General features: G+C 67.8%; 19 protein-coding genes. 8 read left to right on the top strand and 11 right to left on the bottom strand.

Annotated features, from left to right (window positions below; translation table 11 throughout):
• Positions 1-24: 24 nt before the first annotated feature.
• On the top strand, positions 25-3,372 hold the full coding sequence (locus tag FHT38_RS00355; protein WP_183495064.1) for a prolyl oligopeptidase family serine peptidase: 3,348 nt from the start codon (positions 25-27) through the stop codon (positions 3,370-3,372).
• Between the two features lie 58 nt (positions 3,373-3,430).
• On the opposite strand, the gene FHT38_RS00350 is transcribed toward FHT38_RS00355, so the two are convergent.
• From FHT38_RS00350 to FHT38_RS00335, 4 genes are all read right to left on the bottom strand, one after another.
• Positions 3,431-4,534: a M48 family metallopeptidase gene (locus tag FHT38_RS00350; RefSeq protein ID WP_183488741.1), complete on the bottom strand. Its 1,104-nt coding sequence runs from the start codon at positions 4,532-4,534 to the stop codon at positions 3,431-3,433.
• 16 nt (positions 4,535-4,550) lie between these two features.
• A complete protein-coding gene (locus FHT38_RS00345; RefSeq protein WP_183488738.1) occupies positions 4,551-5,798 on the bottom strand; it encodes a YjgN family protein in 1,248 nt (415 codons plus the stop codon).
• A gap of 106 nt (positions 5,799-5,904) precedes the next feature.
• Positions 5,905-6,294, bottom strand: coding sequence for an S-adenosylmethionine decarboxylase family protein (locus tag FHT38_RS00340; RefSeq protein WP_183488735.1), 390 nt, complete (start codon positions 6,292-6,294; stop codon positions 5,905-5,907).
• A gap of 88 nt (positions 6,295-6,382) precedes the next feature.
• On the bottom strand, positions 6,383-6,847 hold the full coding sequence (locus FHT38_RS00335; RefSeq protein WP_183488733.1) for a MerR family DNA-binding transcriptional regulator: 465 nt from the start codon (positions 6,845-6,847) through the stop codon (positions 6,383-6,385).
• Positions 6,848-6,892: 45 nt separating this feature from the next.
• On the opposite strand from FHT38_RS00335, the gene FHT38_RS00330 reads away from it, so the two are divergent.
• A complete protein-coding gene (locus FHT38_RS00330) occupies positions 6,893-7,948 on the top strand; it encodes an MBL fold metallo-hydrolase (RefSeq protein WP_091719918.1) in 1,056 nt (351 codons plus the stop codon).
• A 301-nt stretch (positions 7,949-8,249) separates the two neighbouring features.
• On the opposite strand, the gene FHT38_RS00325 is transcribed toward FHT38_RS00330, so the two are convergent.
• The 7 genes from FHT38_RS00325 to FHT38_RS00295 form a co-directional block, all read right to left on the bottom strand.
• Positions 8,250-9,152, bottom strand: a complete 903-nt coding sequence (locus tag FHT38_RS00325; RefSeq protein WP_183488731.1) for a M48 family metallopeptidase — start codon at positions 9,150-9,152, stop codon at positions 8,250-8,252.
• Between the two features lie 15 nt (positions 9,153-9,167).
• Positions 9,168-9,977 (bottom strand): 1-acyl-sn-glycerol-3-phosphate acyltransferase, encoded by an 810-nt coding sequence (locus FHT38_RS00320; protein WP_183484354.1) that lies wholly within the window; start codon positions 9,975-9,977, stop codon positions 9,168-9,170.
• Positions 9,977-10,627, bottom strand: a complete 651-nt coding sequence (gene gmhB, locus FHT38_RS00315; protein ID WP_254783153.1) for a D-glycero-beta-D-manno-heptose 1,7-bisphosphate 7-phosphatase — start codon at positions 10,625-10,627, stop codon at positions 9,977-9,979. Before gmhB ends, FHT38_RS00320 begins: the two co-directional genes overlap by 1 nt.
• An 18-nt stretch (positions 10,628-10,645) precedes the next feature.
• A complete protein-coding gene (gene glyS / locus FHT38_RS00310) occupies positions 10,646-12,787 on the bottom strand; it encodes a glycine--tRNA ligase subunit beta (protein WP_183488729.1) in 2,142 nt (713 codons plus the stop codon).
• Between the two features lie 19 nt (positions 12,788-12,806).
• Positions 12,807-13,781 carry a glycine--tRNA ligase subunit alpha gene (gene glyQ, locus FHT38_RS00305; RefSeq protein ID WP_091719905.1) on the bottom strand — a complete coding sequence of 325 codons (975 nt, stop codon included), beginning with the start codon at positions 13,779-13,781 and terminating at the stop codon, positions 12,807-12,809.
• Between the two features lie 100 nt (positions 13,782-13,881).
• Positions 13,882-15,426, bottom strand: a complete 1,545-nt coding sequence (lnt, locus tag FHT38_RS00300) for an apolipoprotein N-acyltransferase (RefSeq protein WP_183488727.1) — start codon at positions 15,424-15,426, stop codon at positions 13,882-13,884.
• Entirely contained in the window at positions 15,426-16,310 is an 885-nt protein-coding gene (locus FHT38_RS00295) for an HlyC/CorC family transporter (protein WP_233218109.1), read from the bottom strand. Before FHT38_RS00295 ends, lnt begins: the two co-directional genes overlap by 1 nt.
• A 122-nt stretch (positions 16,311-16,432) precedes the next feature.
• On the opposite strand from FHT38_RS00295, the gene FHT38_RS00290 reads away from it, so the two are divergent.
• The 6 genes from FHT38_RS00290 to dsr1 all read left to right on the top strand — a co-directional run bounded on the left by FHT38_RS00290 (position 16,433) and on the right by dsr1 (position 26,253).
• A complete protein-coding gene (locus tag FHT38_RS00290; protein ID WP_183488725.1) occupies positions 16,433-17,566 on the top strand; it encodes a GTP-binding protein in 1,134 nt (377 codons plus the stop codon).
• Positions 17,567-17,715: 149 nt separating this feature from the next.
• Positions 17,716-18,351 (top strand): RNA polymerase-binding protein DksA, encoded by a 636-nt coding sequence (dksA, locus tag FHT38_RS25525; protein ID WP_175538132.1) that lies wholly within the window; start codon positions 17,716-17,718, stop codon positions 18,349-18,351.
• A gap of 34 nt (positions 18,352-18,385) precedes the next feature.
• The gene (locus tag FHT38_RS00280; protein ID WP_183488723.1) at positions 18,386-20,137 is read left to right on the top strand and encodes a hypothetical protein; all 1,752 of its coding nucleotides are present in this window, start codon (positions 18,386-18,388) and stop codon (positions 20,135-20,137) included.
• Positions 20,138-20,337: 200 nt separating this feature from the next.
• Positions 20,338-20,898 (top strand): ATP-dependent protease subunit HslV, encoded by a 561-nt coding sequence (gene hslV, locus FHT38_RS00275; protein WP_091719884.1) that lies wholly within the window; start codon positions 20,338-20,340, stop codon positions 20,896-20,898.
• A 19-nt stretch (positions 20,899-20,917) separates the two neighbouring features.
• The gene (hslU, locus tag FHT38_RS00270; protein ID WP_091719880.1) at positions 20,918-22,264 is read left to right on the top strand and encodes an ATP-dependent protease ATPase subunit HslU; all 1,347 of its coding nucleotides are present in this window, start codon (positions 20,918-20,920) and stop codon (positions 22,262-22,264) included.
• Positions 22,265-22,422: 158 nt separating this feature from the next.
• The gene (gene dsr1 / locus FHT38_RS00265) at positions 22,423-26,253 is read left to right on the top strand and encodes an anti-phage defense-associated sirtuin Dsr1 (RefSeq protein ID WP_183488721.1); all 3,831 of its coding nucleotides are present in this window, start codon (positions 22,423-22,425) and stop codon (positions 26,251-26,253) included.
• The last annotated feature ends 9 nt before the right edge of the window (positions 26,254-26,262 follow it).

Below are 26,262 nucleotides of genomic sequence, written 5' to 3'. Positions count from 1 at the left end.
GACCCCATGTCCTCGTCCTCGACCATGCCCACCCGGCTTCTTCCGCCTTCGCTGGCCGCGCTCTCGCTGGCGCTGCTGCCCTTCGCCCCGCTGAACGCGGCCACGCCGCCGCAGGCGACCACGCCGGTCGCCGCCGCGGCCGCAAGCGCTGTTCAGCCCAGCTCGGCCTTGCCGCCGATCACGCACGACGTCTACGCCACCTGGCGCAGCATCCAGCACACGCAGCTGAGCCGCGATGGGCAGTGGATCGCCTACGCGCTGGTGGCGCAGGAGGCCGATGGCGAGCTGGTCGTACGCCGCGTCGCCGATGGCCGCGAGTACCGCGCGCCGCGTGGCACCGCGCCGCAGTTCAGCGCCGACGGCCGCTTCGTGGCCTTCGCCGTGCAGCCGACGCGCGTGGAGATCGACAAAGCCAAGAAGGACAAGAAGAAGGGCGACGACGCGCCCAAGCCCGGCGCGGCCTGGATGGACCTGGCGACCGGCAAGGTCGAGACGGTCGAGCGCGTGAAGCGCTTCGGCTGGGGCAAGGACGGCGGCGTGCATCTGGCGATGCTGCTGGAAGCACCCGCGAAGAAGAACGGTGCGAAGGATCCCAAGGCGCCGGCCGCCAGGGCCGACAGCGAGACTGAAACCGCGGGCGAGGTCCTGGTCGACGCGGAGCTGGACGCCGGCACGGGCCGCACGAGGGCGGACGTCCCCCTCGACCAGGAAGCGCCGGCCGAAGGCGGCGCGCCAGCCGCGAAGAAGCTGCCCGGCAACGATCTGCTGCTGATCGACGCCCAGACCGGCCAGCGCAACACCTTCAAGGACGCCGCCGATTTCGCCTGGAACAACGGCGGCACCCTGCTCGCCTACGTGGTCTCGGTGAAGGATGCGAAAGCCCCCGCCGGCGCCTCCGGCGCGGCGAAGACGACGCCTGCCGCCGCGCCGGAGCCCCGGCCCGTGGAGCCGTCCGCACCGGCCTCGGCGAATCCGCCGGCGCCCGCCGCTCCGCCAGCGTCGGACGCGCTCGGCGCCGTGCCCCCCGCCACGCCAGTCGCGGCGGCGAAACCCGCGGCCGACGACAGCGCCCGCGAAGGCGTCTACCTGATCGACCCGAGCGCGCCGACGCGAGCACGCGCGGTGATGTCGGGCGCGGGCAGCTACAAGCAACTGCGCTTCGACGAGGCGGGCCGCCGCCTGGCATTCGTCACCAACCGCGACCACGTGGCCGAAACCCGCACCACCGAGAAGGCCCGGGAAGCCGAGGACCGGAAGGACGGCGCCAAGGAAAGCGCGAAGGACGCAAAGGACGGGAAGGCCGACAAGCCCGATCCGACGCCGTTCAAGCTCTTCCTCTGGCAGGCCGGCCAGGACCGCGCCACGGTGCTGGTCAGCGCCGCGACCGCCGGCATGCCCTCCGGCTGGACGCCGAGCGAGCACGCGCCGCTGGCCTTCAGCAAGGACGGGCAGCGTCTGTTCCTCGGCACCGCCGAGCTGCCCGCGCCCGAGCCCAAGGACGCGCCCGAGCCGATGAAGGTGGACCTCTGGCACTGGAAGGATCCGGAGCTGCAGTCGGCGCAGAAGGCCAAGGCGGAGCGCGAACGCACGCGCAGCTATCGCGCCGTCGTGCACCTCGGCCAGGACGTGGACGCCGCGCGCTTCGTGCAGCTCGGCACCGTGGACCTGCCGACGATCCAGGTCAACGAGAACGCCCGCGTGGCGCTGGGCCTGAGCGAGCTGCCGTATCGCCCGCTGATGTCCTGGGAAGGCGTGTACGTGGACGCCTACGCGGTCGACCTGGACACCGGCGCGCCCACGCCGCTCGCGCGCAAGCTGCGCCATGCGCCGACGCTGTCCCCGACCGGCCGCTACCTGCTGGGCTTCGACGCGCCGGCCGCGCGCTGGATGGCCTGGCGCACCGACACCGCGCAGGCGATCGACCTGACCGGGAAGATCAAGGCCCGCTTCGACAACGACGAGCGCGACGTGCCCGACCTGCCAACCGCCTACGGCAGCGCGGGCTGGACCGCCGGGGACGACAGCGTCGTGCTCTACGACAAGTTCGACCTCTGGGCCGTGCAGCCGGCGACCGGCCAGTCGCGCAACCTGACGCAGGGCTGGGGCCGCAAGCGGCAGGTCCAGCTGCGCGTGGTGCCGCTGGACCCCGAGGACGCCGACCAGCGCGCCCTGCCCGCCGATGCGCTGATGCTGGCCGGCACGCAGGACCTGACGCGCGCCAGCGGCTACTTCCGCGTCGATGCCAGCGGCGGCGTCCCGACCACGCTGTTGCAGGACGACAAGATGATCGGCGGCCTGATCAAGGCCAAGGACGCGGACCGCCTCGTCTTCACGCAGCAGACCTTCACCGAATTCCCCGACCTGTGGACCTCGACGCTGAGCTTCGAGCGGCCGCAGCGCATCAGCGAGGCCAATCCGCAGCAGTCGCGGTATGCCTGGGGCACGCAGGAGCTGATCGAGTACACCGCGGCCGACGGCCGGAAGCTGCGCGCGCTGCTGGCCAAGCCGGCCGACTTCGACCCGAAGCGGCAGTACCCGATGATGGTCTACATCTACGAGAAGATGAGCGACAACCGCCATCGCTACGTGCCGCCGGCGCCGGGCCAGAACATCAACGTCACGCGCTACGTTTCCAACGGCTACCTGGTGCTGCGCCCGGACATCGTCTACACCACCGGCCACCCGGGCCGCAGCGCGATGAACACGGTGCTGCCGGCGGTCCGCCAGCAGATCGCCAAGGGCTATGTCGATCCGAAGCGGGTGGGCATCCAGGGCCACAGCTGGGGCGCCTACCAGATCAACTACCTGATCACCCGCACCCACGAGTTCCGCGCGGCGGAGGCCGGCGCCTCGATGGCCAACATGATCAGCGGCTACGGCGGCATCCGCTGGGGCGCGGGCATCAGCCGCGCCTTCCAGTACGAGCACGGCCAGAGCCGCATCGGCGCCACGCCCTGGGAGCGGCCCGACCTGTACCTGGAGAACTCACCGATCTTCCGCGTCGACAAGGTCACCACGCCCTACCTGACCATCCACAACGACGAGGACGACGCGGTGCCCTGGTACCAGGGCATCGAGTTCTTCACCGCGCTGCGCCGCCTGGGCAAGGAGGCCTACTGGTTCAACTACAACGGCGAGAAACACGGCCTGCGCGACCGCGACAACATGAAGCACTTCACCGTGCACATGGCCGAGTTCTTCGACCATTACCTGCTGGGCAGTCCGCGGCCCGCCTGGATGGACCAGCCGGTGCCCTACCTCGAGCGCGGCAAGCGCGACGTGATGGGCCAGTTCAAGCCGGGGGCGCCGGCCGCCGCGACCGCCGTCGCCAAGGGCCAGCAGGAGGCCGCCAGCGGCGGCAGCGCGAAGTGAGTCGCCGGCGGCCGGGACCGGCCGTCCCGGGCCGCCGGCCCCGGGTCAGCGCGCCGACTCAGCGCACCGGGTCGGCGTTCTGCGCGGCGCGACGGGCGCTTTCCAGGCGCTCGCTGATCGGCGGGTGCGACGACAGCCACTCGACGCCCTCGCTCGTGTGGCCCTCGCGCCGCATCGCGTCGCGCAGCTTGAGCCACACGCCGACCAGCGTCTCGTTGGGCAGGTGCTCGCGCAGGATCAGGCGCTGCGCCTCGGCATCGGCTTCGCGCTCCGCGTTGCGCCCGTAGCGCAGCGTCTGCACCGAGGCCATCGAACTGGCCGCGACGGTGGAGAAATCGCCCATCACCACGCCGGCCACCGCCACCAGGCCGATGCCCTGCACCAGGTGGCGCATCGCATGGCGATGCTTCACATGCCCGGCCTCGTGACCGAGCACGGCCATCACTTCGTCGTCGCTCAGGTCCTGCGTCATCCCGTCGAGCAGGAACAGCGTGCCGTTGGGCAGCGCGAAGGCATTGAAGCCGCCGCTGTTGCCCAGCCGCGCGAAACGCAGCTTGAGGGCCTGGCCGGGGAAGGTCCGCCCGGCGATCTCCTCGAAGCGCTGGCGCAGCGCGGCCTGCCGCGCCGGCGCGACCGTCGACGGCTTGAGCCAGCGCGCCGTCACCTCCTGCTCGACCTTGTCGCCGACGGCGATGTCGAGCTGCTTGGGCACCAGCGGCAGCGCCACGCGCGCCAGCAGGCCCGCGCCCTGGCGGTCGAACCAGGCGACCAGCGCGATCAGCGCGACCAGGCAGCACAGGGACATCGCCCAACTCGAGATCAGTTGCGTCGTCAGCGACTGGCCGCCCAGGGCGCGTCCCATCGCGTTGTCCGCGGGAACCCAGAGCGTGCCGCCGTCGGGCAGGCCGACCGGCGTCGGGCTGCCGCGCCACCATTCGCCGACCGACAGGCCCTTGCGGGTGTAGCGACGCAGCCCCGGCAGCGACGGGCGCGACGCGGCCAGCTCGGCCTCCGACGGCGGCATCGAGGACGAGGCCTGCGGGCGAGGCGGCCAGGGCATGAACTCGAGGTGGTGGCGGCTCAGGCGCACGCGCACTTCCTGCGGGCGGTTCTCGACGCCGTCGAACCACCGGGCGGTGGCGGTGTAGCTCTGCGATCTCATGGCGATGTCTCCCCGCTCACCAGCCGATGTCCAGGCCGAAGGCATCGGCCACGCCGTCCCCGACCGCGCCGGGGCCGCGCCGTCTGGCGGCGCGCACGACCAGGACGTCCAGCGGCTCATCGGACAGCACGGTCATGCCCTCGATGCGCAGCTTGGCGATGCGCACCGCGAGGAAGGGCCAGTACAGGCCCAGCGTCAGCACCGTGAGCAGGCCGTGGCCCATCACCGTCTTGAAGAGGGAGAAGGCGGGCAGCTGGTACGCGAACTCGATGCCGCCGGCCAGCCGGGTGTTGTCCCAGATCAGCTTCTGCAGCCGCGCGATGTAGATCGGCCAGCCGATCACCCACAGCACGCCCATCGTGGCCAGCGGCGCGAACATCGCCACCAGCGACGCCTGCGCGCCGAAGACGGCTTTCAGCGCGCCGATCGCCACCGCGGCGATCACGCCGGCGACGAAGCCGCCCAGCAGGCCCACGCCGACCAGCGTCAGGTACAGGCCGTAGAACTTGCGCACCGGGAGCTCGAAGTCGAACTCGAGCGCGCCATAGCGGGCATGACGATGCTGGAAGCGCTTGAGCCAGCCATGCGCCAGCGGAAAGAGCAGCCCCACCGCCAGGCCGGCGATGCCGATGACGATGGGCCCCAGTCCCATGCCGGCGCCGACGGACACGACGGTCCACGCCACCAGCAGCGGCAGGCAGGAGGCGTAGACGGTGGCGGCGCTGGCCTGGAAGCCGAAGCGCACGCCGCGCCAGCTGGTGTTGCCGAGCTTGAAGCGCTGGGCGCCCGCGAACAGCATCGGGCCAAACGCGTAGAGCACCGCCAGCATCGCGAAGCCGGCGCCCTTGGACCACTCGAACGCATGGCCGTAGCAGACCAGCAGCGCCAGCGCCAGCACGCGGCCGATCAGGATGCGGCGCGGATCGCCGTGGAAATCGAAGCCGTCGCCGGCCAGCAGCGTGTGCCGCGCGAACCAGCTCGCCTTGCGGCGCTTGGCCCAGGCGGAGTAGACGCCCAGCGTCGCCAGCGTCAGCAGGGCGTTGACGACCCAGATGCGGAAATACTCGCTGCCGGTGCCGGTGAACTCCAGTCGCTGCTCATGCAGCTTCGCGAGCAGGCCGGTGGCCATCGGCCCGGCCTGCTCCGACGGCGCGGCGACCGCCGGCTTGAGGACCGGCGCGCGCGGCGCCGGCGGCATCGGCGCCGGCGGTGCGGCTGGAGGTGCCTTGGGCAACAGCTCCAGCTCGATCTTGTTCTCGATCAATCCCTCTTCTCCCAGGCCGTCCTGGCCCGGGCGAGAGTCTAGTGAAGCCGGCGGTCCCCGCCGATCCCCCGCCGGGGCGAGCGGGGAAAACGCCACGGTCGCGTCATCACTCGGTCCGGGGGGCCGGACGCCCCCGTTCGAGCGACTGCAGGTCGGCCTCGGCCGGCTCGAACAGCGCCACCAGCGCCGCCATCAGCGCGCGCGCCTTGGCCGAGTTGTCGCCGCCGTAGTTGCAGACGTAGACATCCAGCGTCACCGCGGCCAGTTCGGGCCAGCTGTGCAGCGCCACATGCGACTCGGCCAGCAGCAGCATGCCGGTGATGCCGCCCGGCGAGCCGTCGGCCGCGGCCGGGAAGCGATGCCAGTGTTCGCCCACCACGGTCAGTCCGGCCGACGCCACCGCCTCGCGAGCCTGGCGGGCCAGGCCGGGGGCGTCCGTCAGCAGCGCCGCGCGCGCGCAGCGGGCCAGGTCGGCGGTGAGATGCAGGCCGTTCATGGCAGCGGAGTGTAGGGCGGCGCCGTGTGGGGCGGCGCGACGCGCAGGGCCGGGTTTCGTCCGCGCGCCGCGGTCAGCGGGTGGCGGCTCAGCTGTCGACCGGCTGGCCGGCCTCGGCGAGCAGCGCGTGGCAGCGTTCCTCGTGCTGGGCGATCTCGGCGAGGGTGACCTCGATGTCGCTGAGCTGCTGCTGCAGCTGCTTGCGATGCTGGTCCAGCACGCCGAGGAAGGCGCGCAGCTGCGGCACGGTGTCCGACTGGTTGTCGTACATGTCCACCAGCTGCTTGATCTCCTGCAGCGACAGCCCCAGCCGCTTGCCGCGCAGGGTCAACTTCAGCCGCGTGCGGTCGCGCTGCGTGTACACGCGATTGCGCCCGGCGCGGGCGGGCGTCAGCAGGCCCATGTCCTCGTAGAAGCGGATCGCGCGCGGGGTGATGTCGAACTCGGCCGCCAGCTCGGTGATGGTGAACAGCGGTCCCGCGTCGTCGCCGGCTTCGGGCAGCGCGTCCTCGGGCAGGTCATCGGCCGGGGTCGGGCGGGGTGAGGGGCTCATGGCTACACTGGCTAATGACGTTGACGTAAACGTAAGTCTAAAGCCATGGCCAATCCTCGCGAATCCGAACTCACCTACCCCCTGGGCGACACCCTCCCCGGTCCGGGCGAGGCGCTCGACCTGCTGCCCGGCCTCCGGTGGGTGCGCATGGGCCTGCCCTTCGCGCTGGACCACATCAACCTGTGGTTGCTGCGGGACGTCCAGGACGGGCGCGAGGGCTGGACCATCGTCGATTGCGGCATCCACAGCGATGCGACGAAGGCGAACTGGGAACGGGTCTTCGCCGAGCGACTCGACGGCCTGCCGGTGCTGCGCGTCATCGTCACCCACTTCCACCCGGACCACATGGGCCTGGCCCACTGGCTGACCGAGCGCTGGCAGTGCCGGCTGTGGATCAGCGCGACGGACTATCAGCTGGCGCGGGTGGCGTCCTCGTCGACGGTGGGCATGGGCGGCGAGGCGGCGGCGGCCTTCTTCGGCAGCCACGGCCTGACCGATCCGGCGGCGCTGGACAAGATCCGCGGCCGCGCGAGCTATTACCCGAGCATGGTCCCGTCGATCCCGCCCGCCTTCCGCCGGCTGATGGACGGCATGAGCGTGCGCATCGGCGATCACGACTGGCGCTGCCTTGTCGGCCATGGCCACGCGCCGGAGCACATCAGTCTGTTCAGCGAGACGCTGGGCGTGATGATCTCGGGCGACATGGTGCTGCCGAGGATCTCCACCAACGTCTCGGTCGTGGACGTGGAACCGGAGGCGGATCCGCTGCAGCTCTACCTCGATTCGATCGCGCGGCTGAGCACGCTGCCGGCCGACACCCTGGTGCTGCCCGCGCACGGCAAGCCCTTCCGGGGATTGCACGCGCGCATCGACCAGTTGCAGCAGCACCACCAGGAGCGGCTGGCCGAAGTGCTGGAGGCCTGCACCGCCAAGCCCTGCCACGCGGCCGAGCTGCTGCCGATGATGTTCCGCCGGCCGTTGGACCTGCACCAGACGACCTTCGCCATGGGCGAGGCGGTGGCTCACCTGCATCGGCTGTGGCTGGGCGGGTTGCTGCGGCGGACGCTGGATGCGGATGGCATCCATCGCTTCTCGGCCTGAAGAAAAACGAGGCCCGGAAAGACAGTCGCCGCCGCCCCGATCACGGGACGGCGGCGCTGCGCCTTGTTATGCATCAGCTTGTCGGCTCTGAGCGCGGGTCGACCAGACGCAGCCGGGAAGGCTGGGGGACCAAAGCGCCGCCGGGAGCGGAACGCGGGAGGAGGTTCTGACTCAGATGCGAGTGATGACAGCGGTATCCAGTGTGCAGCCCCACCCAAATCAGCTACAAGCCCCCCCAAAGGGGGAAATGCGAACGTTTACCGCTATCAAGCGGAACGATTGACGAAATCCCGACGCGGCATCAGGCCTCGTCCATCAGCGGCAGCACCGCCTGCTTGAGGCGATCGCGCGCGAGTTCGTATTCCGGGAACACCGACCGCACCACCGCCCAGAACCGGGGGCTGTGGTTCATCTCCTTGAGATGGGCCAGTTCATGCGCGACGACGTAGTCGATCAGCGCGTGCGAGAAGTGGATCAGCCGCCAGTTGAGCCGGATCATGCCGTCGGCGCTGGCGCTGCCCCAGCGCGTCTGCGCGGAGGACAGCCGCAGCCCGGTCATCGTGACGCCCAGCGGCCCGGCGAAGTGTCTGCAGCGGGACTCGAACAGCTGCCGCGCCTGGCGCTGCAGCCAGGCCTGCACCGCGTCGCGGATCTGCTCCGGCGCCGCGGTCTGCGGCAGGCCGAGGTAGAGCATGCGGCGCGGCACCGTCGCCAGCGTCGGCTGCGGATCGGCCTGGCCCTCGTCGAGCCGCGTGCCGGTCATCGACGGATCGAGCACGACGATCAGCGGCTCGCCCAGGTAAGGCAGGCTGCAGCCGTCGCCCCAGTGGACACGGGCCGCCTGCGTCCGCTTGGCGCGCTCGCGTTGCTCGACCAGCTTGCGCAGGATCCAGTCGCCCTTCTGCTGCAGCGCGTTGTCGATGTCGCCCAGCGGCACCCACTTCGGCGCGGACACCCGCAGGCCCTCCTCGCTCACCGTGAAGCCGATGCTGCGGCGGCGCGCGCGCTTGAGCTCGTAGGGGATCGCCTGTCCCTGCAGCAAGACCTGGCGCAGCGACGCGCCGGCCTCACCGCGCAAGCGCGGCGTCGGGGCGACGGGATCCGGTGCGGGCGGCGGAGGCGCGGGCGGGGGCTCGGTGTCGAACAGCGACAGCTGCGTGAAGTTCAGCAGCGCGCCCAATCCCCGCAGCTTGGAAGGCAGCATGGGCTGCGAGTGTAATCAGGCGGCGGCCGACGTGGACGGCGGGGCCGGCGGCGCAGGCGGCACGCCGGTCATCGCGGCGGCGCCGTCGGCGGGATAGGCCGCCGGGTCCAGCACCCGCATCTCGGTCTCGATCCAGCCCTGCACCTCCTTCATCAGGTCGGCCGGCGTGCGGCCGGTGCTGGGGATCATCGGGCCGATCGAGATGTCGACCACGCCAGGGCGCAGCAGGAAGCTCTTGCGCGGCCAGCAGCTCGCCGAGTTCATCGCGATCGGCACCACCGGCACGCCGGTCTCGACGGCCAGTCGCGTGCCGCCGGTCTTGTACTCGCCGACCTTGCCGCGCGCCACCCGCGTGCCTTCCGGGAACATGATGATCCAGTTGCCCAGCCCGGCGATGCGCCGGCCCTGCGCGGCCACCTTGTTCCAGGCCTCGCTGCGCTTGCTGCGGTCGATGTGGATCATGTCCAGCCGCGCCATGGACCAGCCGAAGAACGGGATGTAGATCAGTTCCCGCTTGAACACGTAGGCCAGCGGCCGCGGCATCAGCATCGGGTAGGCGAAGGTCTCCCAGGTCGACTGGTGCTTGGACAGCAGGATCACCGACTGGGCCTTGTCCGTGGGCAGGTGCTCCATGCCGCGCACGCGCCAGCGCACGCCGCAGATCAAGCGGGCGCCCCAGATCGCCACGCGCAGCCAGTTGGCGCACATCCAGTACAGCTGCGTGCTGTTGAGGAACAGCGAGCAGACCACGACCGCGGTGCCCCAGGGCACGACGGTGACGATCAGGTAGAGGACGAAGAGGATCGAACGCAGCGCGATGAGCATCAGCCCAGGTCTCCAGGAGCGGTATCGGGTTCAGCGGATTCGCCGCGCGACTCGGCGCGCGCGCGGCGTTCCTCATGGATCAGGGCCTCGGCGAAGGCGGCCAGGTCCTGGTGCACGCGCGAGCCGGGCACCAGGGCGATCTGGCCTTGCAGCTGCGCCTCGTCGACGCCGGCCAGGCGGTCGCCGCGCACCAGATGCGGCACGCAGCCGGCGTTGTGCGCGGTCTGCAGGTCGCGCACGCTGGCGCCGACCATGTGGACCTGCTGCAGGTCCACGCCGAAGCGCTCGCCGATCTGTTCGACCAGCCCCGGCAGCGGCTTGCGGCAGTTGCAGTTCTCTTCCGGCGCATGCGGGCAGAAGAACGCGGCGTCCAGCCGGCCGCCCTTCTCCGCCAGCAGCTGGTTCAGCCGCAGGTGCACCGCGTTGAGCGAGGCCATGTCCAGCAGCCCGCGGCCGATGCCGGGCTGGTTGGTGGCCATGACGGTGTGCCAGCCGGCGTGGTTGAGCCGCGCGACGGCCTCGAGCGCGCCGGGCAGCGGCTCGAGTTCCTCGGGCGACTTCACATGGTCGTCGCGGTAGCGGTTGATCGTGCCGTCGCGGCCCAGGATCACCAGTTTCATGCCATGCGGATGGTCGGACCGGTTGGGCATCGAAGGCTCCGTTCTGCGTCAGGCCGCCAGGCGCGACAGGTCCGCGACGCGGTTCATCGCGTCGTGCAGCTGCTTGAGCAGCGCCTGGCGATTGGCGCGCAGCGCAGGGTCCTCGGCGTTCACCATCACGTCGTCGAAGAAGGCGTCGACCGGCGCCTTCAGCGCGGCCAGCGCCTTGAGCGAGCCGGCGTAGTCGTGCTGCTCGAACAGCGCGTCGGCCTGCGGCTTCACGCCGGCGAGCGCGTCGGCCAGGGCCCGCTCGGCCGCCTCGGTCAGCAGCGCGGGCTGGACCTCGGTCGGCAACTCGCCCTCGATCTTCTTGAGGATGTTGCCGACCCGCTTGTTGGCCGCGGCCAGCGAGGCCGATTCGGGCAGCGCGGCGAAGGCGCGCACGGCGCCCAGGCGCTTGGGCACATCGCCCAGGCGGGCCGGGCTCAGCGCCAGCACCGCGTCAACCTCCTGGGCGCTGTAGCCCTGGTCGCGCAGGCTCACCGCCAGGCGGTCGGCGAAGAAGCCCAGCAGCGCCTCGGTCGGGTCCTGGATCAGCTCGCCGAAGGCCGGCAGCGCGCCCTGGATCAGCTCCGGCAGCGACAGGTGCATGTGGTTCTCGACCAGGATGCGGATCACGCCCAGCGCATGGCGGCGCAGCGCGAACGGGTCCTTGTCGCCGGTGGGCAGCTGGCCGATGCCGAACAGGCCGATCAGCGTCTCGAGCTTGTCGGCCAGCGCCACGACGGTGCCGGTGTGGTTGCGCGGCAGCGCATCGCCGGCGAAGCGCGGCTTGTAGTGGTCCTCGATCGCCTTGGCCACGCCGTCGCGCAAGCCTTCATGGCGCGCGTAGTAGCCGCCCATGATGCCCTGCAGCTCGGGGAACTCGCCCACCATGTCGGTCAGCAGGTCGGCCTTGGCCAGCAGCGCGGCCTCCTGGGCCTTGCTGTCGAGCACGTCGAACTCGTCCTTGGCCTCGACCGTGTACGGGTGCTGGGCCATGCGCAGCTGGTTGACGATCGCATGCGCGATCGCGCGCACGCGCTCGGTGCGTTCGCCCTGGCTGCCGAGCTTGCCGTGATAGACCACCTTGCCCAGGCCCTCGACGCGCGAGGCCAGCGTCTTCTTGCGGTCCTGGTCGAAGAAGAACTTCGCATCGGCCAGGCGCGGGCGCACGACGCGCTCGTTGCCCTCGATGACCTTGGACGCATCGTCCGGATGGATGTTGCTGACCACCAGGAAGCGGTGGGTCAGCTTGCCCTGCGCGTCCAGCAGCGGGAAATACTTCTGGTTGGCCTTCATCGTCAGGATCAGGCACTCCTGCGGCACGGCCAGGAACTCGGGCTCGAACTGGCAGGACAGCACGTTGGGCAGCTCCACCAGCGCGGTCACCTCGTCCAGCAGCTCGGGCGCGTCGATCGGCGTCAGGCCCAGCGGCGCGGCCTGCGCCTGCAGCTGGCGCAGGATCTCGTCGCGACGCTGGTCGAAGGACGCGATCACCGCGCCCTCTTCGCGGAGCTGGCGCTCATAGCTGTCGGCGCTCTGGATCGTGATCGTCCCGGCCTTGGATTCGAAGCGATGACCGCGCGTCGTCCGGCCGGCGGTGAGGCCCAGCGCGCCGATCTCGACCAGGTCCTCGCCATGCAGCGCGACCAGGCCGTGGGCCGGACGCACGAACTTGACGTCGCTCCAGCCGTCGGCCAGCTGGTAGGTCATGACCTTGGGAATGGGCAGCTTGGCGAGCGCCTCGTCCAGCGCCTTCTGCAGGCCGTCCTTGAGCGACACGCCGGCGACGACGGTGTCCAGGAACAGCGCCTCGGCCTTGCCGTCGGGGGCGCGCTTGAGGCTGGGCACGACGGTGGCGTCGGCACCCACCGACGCCAGCTTCTTGAGCAGCGCCGGCGTGGCGTTGCCCGCGGCGTCCAGGGCCACCGCCACCGGCATCAGCTTCTGCTGGACGGCGCGGTCGGCGGCCTTGGCGGCGACGCCGGCCAGATGCACCGCCAGGCGGCGCGGCGTGGCGTAGGCGGTCACGGCCGCGTCGGCCGGCGCCAGGCCCTGCGCCTTGAGCGCATCGGCCAGCACCGCCGAGAACGCCTCGCCCAGCTTCCTCAGCGCCTTGGGCGGCAGTTCCTCGACAAACAGTTCGACGAGCAGGTTCTTCGTGGTCATGGGGCGGTGTTCCTCGTCGTCAGGCGGCGGTCTTCTTGTCCGACTGCTCCGCGGCCTTCCCGGACTTCGCGGCGGCCTCGGCGCTCTTCTTCTCGATCTGCGCGACGACCTCGTCGGCCCAGGCCTTGGGGGCCATCGGGAAGCCCAGTCGCGCGCGGCTGTCGACGTAGCTCTGGGCCACGGCGCGCGCCAGGTTGCGGATGCGGCCGATGTAGGCGGCGCGCTCGGTCACGCTGATCGCGCCGCGGGCATCCAGCAGGTTGAAGGTGTGGGCTGCCTTGAGCAGCTGCTCGTAGGCCGGCAGCGCCAGCCGCGTGTCCATGAGGTCCTTGGACTTGCGCTCGTAGGCGCCGAAGGCCTGCAGCAGGAAGTCGACGTCGCTGTGCTCGAAGTTGTAGGTCGACTGCTCGACCTCGTTCTGGTGGAACACATCGCCGTAGGTCAGACCGTCGGTATAGACGAGGTCGTAGACCGATTCCTTGCCCTGCAGGTACATCGCCAGGCGCTCGAGGCCGTAGGTGATCTCGCCGGTGATGGGTTTGCAGTCGATGCCGCCGACCTGCTGGAAGTAGGTGAACTGGGTCACCTCCATGCCGTTGAGCCAGACCTCCCAGCCCAGGCCCCAGCAGCCGAGCGTTGGGTTCTCCCAGTCGTCCTCGACGAAGCGGACGTCGTTCTTCTTCAGGTCGAAGCCCAGGGCCTCGAGCGAGCCCAGGTAGAGCTCCAGGATGTTGGCCGGCGCCGGCTTGAGCACGACCTGGAACTGGTAATAGTGCTGCAGCCGGTTCGGGTTCTCGCCGTAGCGGCCGTCCTTGGGGCGACGGCTGGGCTGCACGTAGGCGGCCTTCCAGGGCTCGGGACCCAGCGCGCGCAGGAAGGTCGCGGTGTGGCTGGTGCCGGCGCCGACCTCCATGTCATAGGGCTGCAGCAGGGCGCAACCCTGCTTGGACCAGTATTCCTGCAGGCGGAGGATCAGTTGCTGGAAAGTCAGCATGGGGCGTCGGGCCGTCGGGCCGGCGGTGGAGCAAAACGCCCGATTCTATGTGCGGCCCGGGGGAGACACCGGCGTGCCGCCCAGGGACGGCGGGCCCCGGTCAGGCGACGCGTCCGGCGCCGTCGCGGCGGCGTCGCCAGGCCGGCACCAGCACCGGCAGCAGCCCCAGCGCAGCCAGCGCCCACAGCGGCCACAGGCCCGCCGCCGACAGCCAGCGCGCATAGGGCGTGACGCCGCTGCGGCCCTCCACGGTGACCTCGAGCACGCCCGCCTGCTCCGCCGGGAGCCGGGCCAGCACCTGCCCGCGGTGGTCGACCTGCGCGGTCGCGCCGGTGTTGGTCGCCCGCACGATCGGCCGCTGGAATTCCAGCGCCCGCATCTGCGAGAACTGCAGGTGCTGGTCCTGCACCATGCGCGGCCCGAACCAGGCGAGGTTGCTCACGTTGACGAAGACCGTGGCGGCCGCGTCGCCGCGGTCCAGCGCGCTGGCGACGACGTCCTCGCCGAACAGGTCCTCGTAGCAGATCAGCGGCCGCAGGCGCTGGCCCGCGAAGGCCAGCGCGCGCTGGTGCGTGCCGCTGGCCTGGTCGTCCATCGGGATGTTCATCGCCCTGACGAACCAGTGGAAGCCGGGCGGGATGAACTCGCCGAAGGGCAGCAGGTGGCGCTTGCCGTAGTCGTACTCGCCCGCGAAGCCCATGGCGGCCAGCGAGTTCACGAAACCATCGGTCGTGTTGCCCAGGAAGGTGCCCAGCAGCAGCGGCCGCTGCCGGGCGTCGCGGCGCAAGCGCTCCACATGCGCCTCGTCGAGGAAGGCCAGCGGCACCGGCAGCACCGACTCCGGCGTGATGACGACCTGCCCGCGGGCCGACTCGATCAGCGCGGTCATCTGGTCGAGGTTGTGGTCGAAGCGGTCGCGGTCGAACTTCTGGTCCTGCGGGATGTTGGGCTGCACCAGCGACACGGCCAGCGTGCCGGTCGGGCGCGTGAAATCCCGCGGCAGGAGTTGCGCCAGGCCGATGGCGACGACCAGCGCGCCCAGCAGCGCCCAGTGGCGCAGCGCCAGCGCCGCCGCCAGCAGGGCCGCCACCGCGGTGATGCCGTAGACGCCGACATAGGGCGCGAGCGCGGCCAGCGGCCCCTGCGCATGCGCGTAACCGCTGGCGATCCACGGGAAGCCGGTGAACCAGCTCGCGCGGGCGAGTTCCGCGCCCAGCCACAGGGCGGCGAAGGCGAGCACCCGCCGCGTCGGCGCGGCGCCGGCGGACCAGCGAACCGCCAGACCCATGCCGGCGGCGTAGTAGAGCGAGAGGAACAACGCCAGCGCCAGCACCGCCAGCGCCGACACGGCCGCGGGCAGATGCCCGAAGTCGTGCATGCTGATGTAGAGCCACCACAGCCCCGAGGCCAGCCAGCCGATGCCGAACAGCGCGCCGGCCAGCGCGGCGCGGCGCGGCCGCACGCCATCGCAGGCGGCGACCAGCCAGGCCAGCGCCAGCGGCTGCAGCCACCAGGCGGGACTGGGCGAGAACGAGGCGGTGTGCAGCGCCCCGGCGACAAGCGCGAGCGCCGGATGAAGCTGCCAGGACCACCGGCCCTGGCGGGCCCCGCCGTCGATCCGGTCCGACAAGGAGCCGCGGCGCATCAGCCGCTGTGGTCGTCGGCCTCGGGCGCCGGCGCGCGGGTCACCTTGAACCAGCGCACCGCGCCGCCGCGGTTGATCATCACCGAGAAGCGCAGGCCGGCGACCTCGACGGTCTCGCCGCGGCGCGGCACGCGGCCATGCTCATGCGCCACCAGGCCGCCGATGGTGTCGAAGTCGGCGTCGGACAGCGACAGCCCGAAGGCGGTGTTGACCGCATCGATCTCGGCGTCGCCCGCGACGCGGTAGCTGCCGTCGGCCAGCGTGTAGATGCCAGCATCGCCGTCGCCGACGTCGAATTCGTCCTCGATCTCGCCGACGATCTCCTCGAGCACGTCCTCGATCGTGATCAGGCCGGCGGTGTTGCCGAATTCGTCGATCACGATGGCCAGGTGATTCCGGTTGGAACGGAAATCGCGCAGCAGCTCATTGAGGCCCTTGCTCTCGGGCACGAAAACTGCCGGGCGCAACAGCGCGCGCAGATTCAGTTCCGGAGCGCGCTGGAGCTTGAGCAGGTCCTTGGCCAGCAGGATGCCGATGATGTTGTCGCGCTGGCCGTCGTAGACCGGGAAACGCGAGTGACCGGTATCGATGACGGCGGCCAGCAGTTCGTCGGGCGGCGACTGGATATCCAGCAGGTCCATCCGCGGCGCGGCGACCATGACGTCACCGGCGCTGAGTTCGGCCATCCGAAGGACGCCCTCGAGCATCTGGCGCGATTCGGGCGCGATCAGATCGCGCTCCTCCGCTTCGGCGAAGTTCTCGATCAGCTCGCTGGTCGAGTCCGGGCCGGGGTGCAGGAATTCGAGCACGCGATCGATGAGACCGCGTTGGTCGTTGCCACGCCCGCCATGCTTGGCGGGCCGACTAGGCTGGGGATCAGACACTGTCGTGTGTGCCGTCGTTGAGGAGGCGCCAGAATAACCGATTGACATTGACATTCGCTTGAAACACAGTCATCCGCCCCCAGTTGCCGGGCCCAAGCTTCTCCATAGATTGGTCGTTCACCATGTCGTCCGTTCCTGACACCGCCGCCGCGAATCCAGCCACGGGTCCCGCGCCGGGACTGATCCCCGCCACCATCCTCACGGGCTTCCTCGGCTCGGGCAAGACGACGCTGCTCAAGCGCGTGCTGACCGAGGCGCACGGCCAGAAGATCGCCGTCATCGAGAACGAGTTCGGCGAGGAGAACATCGACAACGACATCCTCGTCAGCGAGACGCAGGAGCAGATCATCCAGCTCAGCAACGGCTGCGTCTGCTGCACCATCCGCGAGGACCTGCGCACCACGCTGGCCGACCTGGCCGCCAAGCGCCGCAAGGGCGAGCTGGACTTCGAGCGCGTGGTCATCGAGACCACCGGCCTGGCCGACCCCGGCCCGGTCGCGCAGACCTTCTTCATGGACGACGAGATCGCGGAGACCTTCCTGCTCGACTCGATCCTGACGCTGGTCGACGCCAAGCATGCGGGCGACCAGCTCGACACCCGCCAGGAAGCGCGCCGCCAGGTCGGTTTCGCCGACCAGATCTTCCTGAGCAAGACGGACCTGGTCGACGCCGCCGCGGTGGACGCGTTGTCGCACCGCCTCAAGCACATGAACCCGCGCGCGCCGCAGTCCAAGGTGCACTTCGGCGAGGTGCCGATCAAGGACGTCTTCGACCTGCGCGGCTTCAACCTGAACGCCAAGCTGGAGATCGATCCCGACTTCCTGGCCGCCGACGAGCACGATCATGCGCACGACCACGGTCATGACCATGGCCACGACCATGCCCATGATCATCACGACCACGACCACGACCACGAGCACGGCGAGCACTGCGACCATCCGCACCATCACCACCATGACGACGACGTGAAGTCCTTCGTCTTCCGCTCGGAGCGCCCGTTCAACCCAGCCAAGCTGGAGGACTTCCTGGGCGCGATCGTGCAGGTGTACGGTCCGAAGATGCTGCGCTACAAGGGCGTGCTGAACATGAAGGGCACCGACAAGAAGGTGATCTTCCAGGGCGTGCACCAGCTGATGGGGTCCGACCTCGGTCCGAAGTGGATGCCCGAGGAGAAGAAGGTCAGCAAGATGGTGTTCATCGGCATCGATCTGCCGAAGGACATCCTGATGCAGGGGCTGGAAGGCTGCCTGGCTTAGTGCCACACTGACCGATGGCTCAGACCCATCGGCGGCGCGGCGGCGGAGGTGGCTACAATCCGCCGCGCCCGAACCAGGCCCCTGCGCCAGCGCGGGAAGCCCCGGCTTCTCATGTCGAGCAGGTATAAAGAGCCGCTAGGAGAGTGAACGTGAGCAAGACACCGGCCTCCAAGACCGCCGCGCCCAAGGCCGCCGCCAAGGTGGCCAAGGCTCCGGCGGCAGGCAAACCCGCCGACGCGGACGCGCCCGACAGCACGGTCTCTCTGCTGGACAGCCCTGTCCGGCCTTCGACCCCGACATCAACGAACCAGAACAGCCGCCCTGCCGTGAAGACCGATCCCAAACTCTCGTCTGCCTGGAAATCCAAGGCCGGTGCCGAACTGACCGACGCCGAAGTGCTGGCGATGCCGGACAGCGAGTACATGAACGACAAGCAAGTCGACTTCTTCCGCGCCAAGCTGACGCAGCTGAAGGAAGACATCCTGTCCAACGCCGGCGAGACGACCGAGCACCTGCGCGAGGACACCTCCATCGTCCCCGACCCGGCCGACCGCGCCACGATCGAGGAAGAACACGCCCTGGAGCTGCGCACCCGCGACCGCGAGCGCAAGCTGCTGAAGAAGATCATGCAATCGCTGCAGCGCCTGGAAAGCGGCGAGTACGGCTACTGCGACGAGACCGGCGAGCCGATCGGCCTGGGTCGCCTGATCGCGCGCCCGACCGCCACGCTGTCGCTGGAAGCGCAGCAGCGCCGTGAGCTGAAGCAGAAGATGTTCGGCGATTGAGCCGGACAGCGCGCAGAGCAAGGTCCGCCAGAGCATGACCGACCCCAAAGACGGCACCAAAGAAGGCGAGAGCTTCTTCCGCAAGGTGGCGCGCTTCGTCGCCAATCCGACGACCGACTGGGCGGAGATCAACTCCCGCCAGGACGATCCCGAGGCCGATGCCGCCAAGGCCGAGCTGCGGGCGATGGTGGAGCGCAAGCGGCGCAACGATTTCGTGCGCAAGCGCGAACTCGACATGCTGCGCAAGATCCGCCGCGAAGGCCTGACGCCTGAACAGCTGGCCGCGCTTGGCGGCCACGCGACCTCCGGCATCGACGAACTGGGCCGCATCAGCGAGATCCAGGGCGCGCGCCGCGATGAAGCCAGCGTCAAGGCCAAGATCGACCAGATCGAGCAGCAGATGGTGGGCGAAGGTTTCGTCCCCACGCAGGTGCAGGGCCAGCACTCGCCCGGCTTCTTCGAGACCAGTACCAAACCGGTCAATTTCGCCGCGACGCAGCCGGCGGACCAGATTGGCGCGCGGGTGTCCGACCACGCCTCGCCGGCTGACATCGAGCGCCTGGACCTGTCGCCGGCGCCGGCCGCGGCCTCGATGGGCGGCGGCATGGCCCCGCAATCGGCCGCCGCGCCCGCGCCGATCCCCGAGCTGAAGAAGGAGATCCCGACGCTGAGCTTCCGCGTCGCGGATCCGCAGGTCGAGGTCAGCGAAGTCGTCCACGACGCCGAGCTGGACGAGGCGGTGATCGCCTTCGCCAATGCCGACTACGAGCACTGCGAGCGCAGCCTGATCGACCTCACCCGTGCGGGTGGCGCGCGCCACGAACACGCCGAGACCTGGCTGGTGCTGTTCGACCTGTACCGGGCGACCGGCCAGCAGGGCAAGTTCGAGCAGCTGGCCAACGACTACGCGCAGCAGTTCGGGCTGTCCTCGCCGCAATGGTTCTCGCTGCCCAAGCTGGTGGCCGAGGCGGTGCAGCAGGAGCGCGCCCCGCGCGGCCGCGCGAGCAGCGTCTCCTGGACGGCGCCGGAATACCTGGACACCGAGGCGGTGACGCAGATGCGCACCCGCTGCGAGAACCTGCCGATGCCCTGGGTGATCGACTGGGCGCCGCTGCGCCAGATCGACATCGAGGCCTGCGCCAAGCTGCGCGACCTGTTCCGCGCCTGGGCGCAGCAGGCGCTGGACCTGCGCTGGCTGTCGGGCGACCACTTCTTCAACGTGCTGCGGGAGCAGGCGCCGGTCGGCAGCCGGGACGCGGATCCCATCCTGTGGATGCTGCGCCTGGAAGCGCTGCGCCTGGCCAACCGCCCGGACCAGTTCGACGAAGTCGCGATCGACTACTGCGTCACCTACGAGGTGTCGCCGCCCAGCTGGGAAAAGGCGCTGTGCCATGTCCGCATCAGCGGCAATGCGCTGTCGACGAGCTCGCCCTCCTCGATCCAGCCGGCGGCGCCGGACACCGGCATCGCCTTCCTTGAATCGACGATGACCGACGCGGTCAACACCGCGGCGCTGATGGAGCTCTCCGGCCAGTTGAGCGGCGACATCAGCGAGACGCTGGCGCTGATGACCGAGCAGCTCGGCGCCGCGTCGCTGGTGACGATCGCCTGCCCGAAGCTGATCCGCCTGGACTTCATGGCCGCCGGCGACCTGCTGAACTGGGTGCTGGCGCGGCGCAGCGAGAACCGCGCGGTGCAATTCAGCGACGCGCACCGGCTGGTGGCTCTGTTCTTCGGCGCCATGGGCATCAACGAGCACGCCCGGGTCAAGGTGCGGCACGTCTGACGACCGCCGCGCGCCGGCTTCGACCTTCGCGACCACGGGGCCTCTGGCCCCGTTCTTCATCCGGATGTCCGATCATCGGCCTCGTCAACCGGCATTCGCACAGGCGGGGCCGCTCCCTTTTCCTCACCTTGTGATTCCCGCGCGGGAACCCACGTGAGGCCTTCATGACGTTCAAGGCGTCCCCGCACGTCCGCTCCACCATGTCCCAAGATTCCTCCTCCCCGCTTGCGCCGTACCACGGCACCACCATCGTCAGCGTGCGGCGCGGCAACCAGGTCGCGATCGGCGGCGACGGCCAGGTGACGCTGGGCTCGATCGTCGTGAAGTCGACGGCGCGCAAGGTGCGCAAGCTCTACAAGAACCAGGTGCTGGCCGGCTTCGCCGGCGCGACGGCCGATGCGTTCACGCTGTTCGAGCGCTTCGAGGCCAAGCTCGAGAAGCACCAGGGCCATCTGGTGCGCGCGGCGGTGGACCTGACCCGCGACTGGCGCACCGACCGCGTGCTGCGCCGCCTGGAGGCGATGCTGGCGGTGGCCGACCGCACGGCGTCGCTGATCATCACCGGCAACGGCGACGTGCTGGAGCCCGAGCAGGGCATCGTCGCCATCGGCAGCGGCGGCGCCTATGCGCAGGCGGCGGCGAAGGCGCTGCTCAACCACAGCGAGCTGAGCGCGGTGGACATCGTCAAGCAGTCGCTGGTGATCGCCGGCGAGATCTGCATCTACACCAACGGCAACCACACGATCGAGACGCTGGACTGACCGGCGCCGGAGCACACGAATGAGCAGCAGCATGACCCCGCAGGAGATCGTCTCCGAACTCGACCGGCACATCGTCGGCCAGGCCGATGCCAAGCGCGCCGTCGCGATCGCGTTGCGCAACCGCTGGCGGCGCCAGCAGGTCGACGAGAAACTGCGTGGCGAGATCACGCCGAAGAACATCCTCATGATCGGCCCCACCGGCGTGGGCAAGACCGAGATCGCGCGCCGCCTGGCCAAGCTGGCCGACGCGCCCTTCATCAAGGTCGAGGCGACCAAGTTCACCGAGGTGGGCTACGTCGGCAAGGACGTGGACAGCATCGTGCGCGACCTGGTCGACATCGCCGTCAAGCAGGAGCGCGAGCGCCAGATGCGCTTCCAGCGGGCCCGAGCCGAGGATGCAGCCGAGGAGCGCATCCTCGACGCGCTGGTACCGCCGCCGCGCTCGTCGACCGGCTTCGCGCCGGCGGCGGACAGCGCCGGTGGCGACAACACCGCCCGGCAGGTGATGCGCAAGCGGCTGCGCGAGGGCTCGATGGACGACAAGGAGATCGAGATCGAGCTGGCCGAGGCGCGGCCGTCGATGGAGATCGTCGGCCCGCAGGGCATGGAAGAGATGGCGGAGCAGCTCAAGGGGCTGTTCTCGCAGATGGGCCAGGAGCGCCGCAAGGCGCGCAAGCTCAAGATCGCCGAGGCGATGAAGCTGCTGGTCGAGGAAGAAGCCGCCAAGCTGGTCAACGAGGACGAGATCAAGACCGCGGCGCTGGCGCATGCGCAGGACAACGGCATCGTCTTCATCGACGAGATCGACAAGGTGGCGACCCGTGCCGAGCACAGCGGGGGTGCGGACGTGTCGCGCCAGGGCGTGCAGCGCGACCTGCTGCCGCTGGTGGAGGGCACGACGGTCAACACCAAGTACGGGATGGTGAAGACCGACCACATCCTGTTCATCGCCTCGGGCGCCTTCCACCTGAGCAAGCCCAGCGACCTGATTCCCGAGCTGCAGGGCCGCTTCCCGATCCGGGTGGAGCTGAAGTCGCTGTCGGTGGAGGACTTCGAGGCCATCCTGTCGAGCACGCATGCGAGCCTGGTCAAGCAGTACCAGGCGCTGCTGGCGACGGAAGGCCTGACGCTGGAGCTGAGCGCGGACGGCATCCGCCGTCTGGCGCAGATCGCGTTCGAGGTCAACGAGCGCACCGAGAACATCGGCGCGCGACGCCTGGCGACGGTGCTGGAGCGACTGCTGGACGACATCAGCTTCGACGCGCACAAGCACGCCGGCCAGACCGTCACGATCGCCGGCGCGCAGGTCGACGAGAAGCTCGGCGCGCTGGCGCAGAACGAGGACCTGAGCCGGTTCATCCTGTAAAGCAACCTTCCCTTTCGAAAAAAGCCGGGCAAAGCCCGGTATTTTTTTGTCGCTTTTCAGGACTCGAATCCGTTCTCTGTAGATGGCGGGATCTGGTCCTCACACAAGGACGACGAGGAACGCATCACACACAGCCAATCAATCAGGAGGGAAGCGGAATGCAGTTCGTGATCAACGGTCCAGATGTTCCCGAGGAACTCATTCAAGCTCAGGAAGAGGGACGGGTCGTGTTCTTCTGCGGCGCTGGAATTTCCTATCCGGCGGGCTTGCCCTTGTTCAAAGGATTGGTGCAACAGATCTTTGATAAGACCGGAATGGCGATGAATCAGCTCGAGCAAGGCGCCTTTGACAGGGCCCAGTTTGACGTGACGCTCGACCTCCTAGAGCGTCGACATCAAGGTGGCCGACCCGCAGTTCGCAACGCAATGGTCCAATCGCTTCAGCCGAATTTACGTCGCACGATGGCGACCACCGCGCACGACGCCTTACTCCGCCTTGCGCGAGATAAACGCGGAGCGCTACGACTCGTCACCACCAATTTCGATCGAATTTTCGAAACTGTTTCCAAGCGTCTGCGGCACAGGCACACCGTCTACTCAGCGCCGTCCCTTCCAATCCCAAAGAATTCGCGATGGGATGGACTCGTATACCTGCACGGCCTACAACCGGTAGAGGCTGATGCCCACGCTCTAAACCGCCTCGTTGTAACAAGCGGTGATTTCGGGCTAGCGTATCTGATCGAGCGATGGGCCTCGCGCTTTGTGACCGAGCTGTTTCGCAATTACGTCGTCTGCTTCGTCGGTTACGGTATCAACGATCCGGTCCTCCGATACATGATGGACGCGCTCGCAGCAGATCGAATGTTGGGCGAAGCTACTCCGCAGGCGTATGCGTTCGGCTCGTTCGAGAACGACAACAAGCGAGCAACGGAAGATGAATGGCGAGCAAAAGGTGTCGAACCCGTGTTGTACGAAGTACTAGCTGGCGCTCACGGTTCGAAAGATCACTCCGCCATGCCACGCACTCTTGCTGCCTGGGCAAAGACATATCAAGCAGGCTCACTGGGAAAAGAAGCAATAGTTGCCGAGCACGCTTCCGCAAACCCGTCGGAGAGCACCGCGCAGGACGATTTCGTCGGACGCATGCTTTGGGCGCTTGCGCATCCCGATGGACTACCGGCCAAGAGATTCGCCGAGATGACGCCATGCCCCCCACTCAGTTGGCTTAAAGCTTTGACGGACCGACGGTTCTGCTTTTCAGATCTAATTCGGTTCGGTGTGAGTCCAAACCCGGTGCCAGATAAGAAGCTACGTTTCAGTCTATTGCAGCGGCCCTCGCCATACACTCACGCGCCTTGGATGTCTCTGTGCTGGTCCGACTCGCAATTCCACAATCTCGATCAAGTAATGCATCAGGTGTCGCGCTGGCTCTTGCGACATATCGGCGACCCCGACCTGATTCTTTGGTTCATCGAGACAGGCACCGTTCCCCACCCCAGCTTTAAGTACGGCATCGAAACAGCGATCGCGGCGATCGAAGGGTTTGAAGCCAAGAGCGACATGGAGGCCATCAAAGCACTGATCGACCGATCACCAAACTCGATTCCAAGCCGCACTTTGCGCGCCCTCTGGAGGATGTACCTTGCTGGCCGGGTGAAATCTGCAGCTAGGTTCTTCGACCTACACGGGTGGATTGAGCGAGCCAAGATCCTCGGACCTACAGCTTCGGTACGTGTAGAGCTTCGCAGCCTGTTGGAACCTCAACTCGAAGTGAGGCGGTCGTGGCGTGGAGAGTCTGCTCAATCGCTTGAGCTCGACGACGAACGACAACGCGTGCGGTATGCGCTGGACTGGGGGCCCTGCCTAGCCGCGGAGCACGTACAGCCTTATCTCTCCGGCAAGGAGCGGGACTCAGCACTCCCCGACCTATTAGCGACGTTCTTACCAGACCTGGAACAGCTGTTACGCGAGGCCATTGAACTGCAAATTGAAATCGGCGACGCCTCCGCGACTTCTGACCGGTCATTCTGGGACCTCCCCTCAATTGAGCCGCACAACCAGAATCGCGGATTTCGTGAATGGGTAGTGCTCATTGAGCTGTTACGGGACGGTTGGATTCGAATCCACGAGCGGGACGTTGCGCGCGCCTCGCATATCGCGCGGGGTTGGTTTTCCTACGGGTATGCGACCTTCCGACGATTAGCCCTATTCGCCGCGAGTCATTCAGAGGCTATTTCGGTCACGGACTGGATCACTTGGCTAATCGACGACAATGGCCTCACGCTGTGGTCTTCTGAGACCCAGCGGGAAGTATTGCGACTTCTTGCGCTTCGTGGCCACTCTCTCGACAAGCGGAATCAACTACGGCTTGAAAATGCCTTGACCGTGAAGAGCGCTCGGGCCGCCTTATCCGATCAAATCGATCAGCAGCGAGACCTCCTCATCGCCGAGTACGCCGTCTGGCTTCGCCTCGCAAAGCTACAGTCAGTCGGAGTAGTTCTAGGCAAAGGGGCTGCGGCACGACTGGAACGTATAGCCACAAAGCATCCCGAATGGCGGCTCGCGGAGAATCAATCGGAGGAGTTCTCGCATTGGATGAGTAGCTCCAACGAAGAAGACTTCGACCAGCTCCGAGAAATAGTTCCTACGCCGCGGAAGCGCCGCGAGATCGTTGCGTGGCTCATGCAAGCTGCTTCGCCGCGAGGATTCTTGTATGAAGACACTTGGCGAGAAACCTGCCGATCCAGGTTTTTCCACACCGCATTGGCGCTTTGGGATTTGAGTAGGGAGAACGTCTGGCCCGCTGAGCGTTGGAAAGAAGCACTTCAAGCATGGAGCGAACCAGGTTTGGCTGTGAAGGCTTGGCGCTGGGTTTCTCCCTTGATCGCTGCGATGCCGGACCAAGTATTCGATGTCGTGGCTCGTAGCGTCTCCTATTGGATTCAGTCGATTGGAGCAGCCGTTGATGACAACGATGCACACTTCTTCAAGTTGTGCGACCGAGTTCTCGACGGCGATTACCCGCAATCCTTGGATACGGACGAGCCTTTGACTCGCGCCATCAATCACCCGGTTGGCCATGTGACGCAGGGGCTGCTCAATCACTGGTTCAATCGAAATCCAAGTGACGGCGATCGTCTTCCCTCGTATCTGAAATTTCGATTCAGCAACCTGTTTGACATGTCACGCCCGCAGAATCTTCACGGTCGCGTCATACTTGCTTCACGTCTGATCACTCTATTTCGAATTGACCAAGAATGGACAGTGTCTTTCCTAGTCCCCTCATTCAACTGGGACACGAACGCCCATGAGGCAAGGGCTGCTTGGAAAGGCTTCCTTTGGTCTCCTCGCCTCTATATGCCTCTTCTCCTAGTGATGAAGCCATCCGTGCTTCAAACTGCCTCACACTTCTCGGAGCTTGGGAAACACTCAGATCAATTCGCCGCGTTTCTGACTTACCTTGCACTTGGGCCGATCCGGCCGGCAGAAGGATTCGATACGAACGAACTTCGCCTAGCAATAACAAGCCTTCCACCGGAAGGCCTCCATCGGGTTGCAGCCACGTTGGCGCATGCTCAGGAGGGTGCTGGTGAGCGACGAGAGGAGTACTGGCAGACGAAGATCCTCCCGTTCTGGAAAGACATATGGCCAAAGGACAAAAACTATGCATCCGAGGCTGTCAGCAGCCACATTGCCAATCTGATTATTGCCACCGGTGGCAGGTTTCCTGAGGCGCTCCACGCCATCCGAGACTGGCTAGTGCCGCTTGAGCGCCCTCACTTCGCGCTTAGAAAGTTAGGGCAGTCGGGGCTCCCTACGCGCTTTCCTGCCGAGTCTCTGCAACTCATCGACGTTCTGGTGAAGGAGCTCAAGTGGGACGCACGGGACCTTGAGAAGTGCCTGGACTTCATTGAAGCTGCAAGGCCTTCTCTTGCTCAGGATCCAAGTTTCATCCGGCTTCGGGACATCAGTCGCGCGCTGAAAGGCTAGCGGTCGCCA

Source organism: Mitsuaria sp. BK041, assembly GCF_014193085.1.
In the GTDB taxonomy this organism is placed as follows: Bacteria; Pseudomonadota; Gammaproteobacteria; order Burkholderiales; family Burkholderiaceae_C; genus Roseateles.
This window is presented reverse-complemented; position numbering and strand designations above follow the sequence as displayed.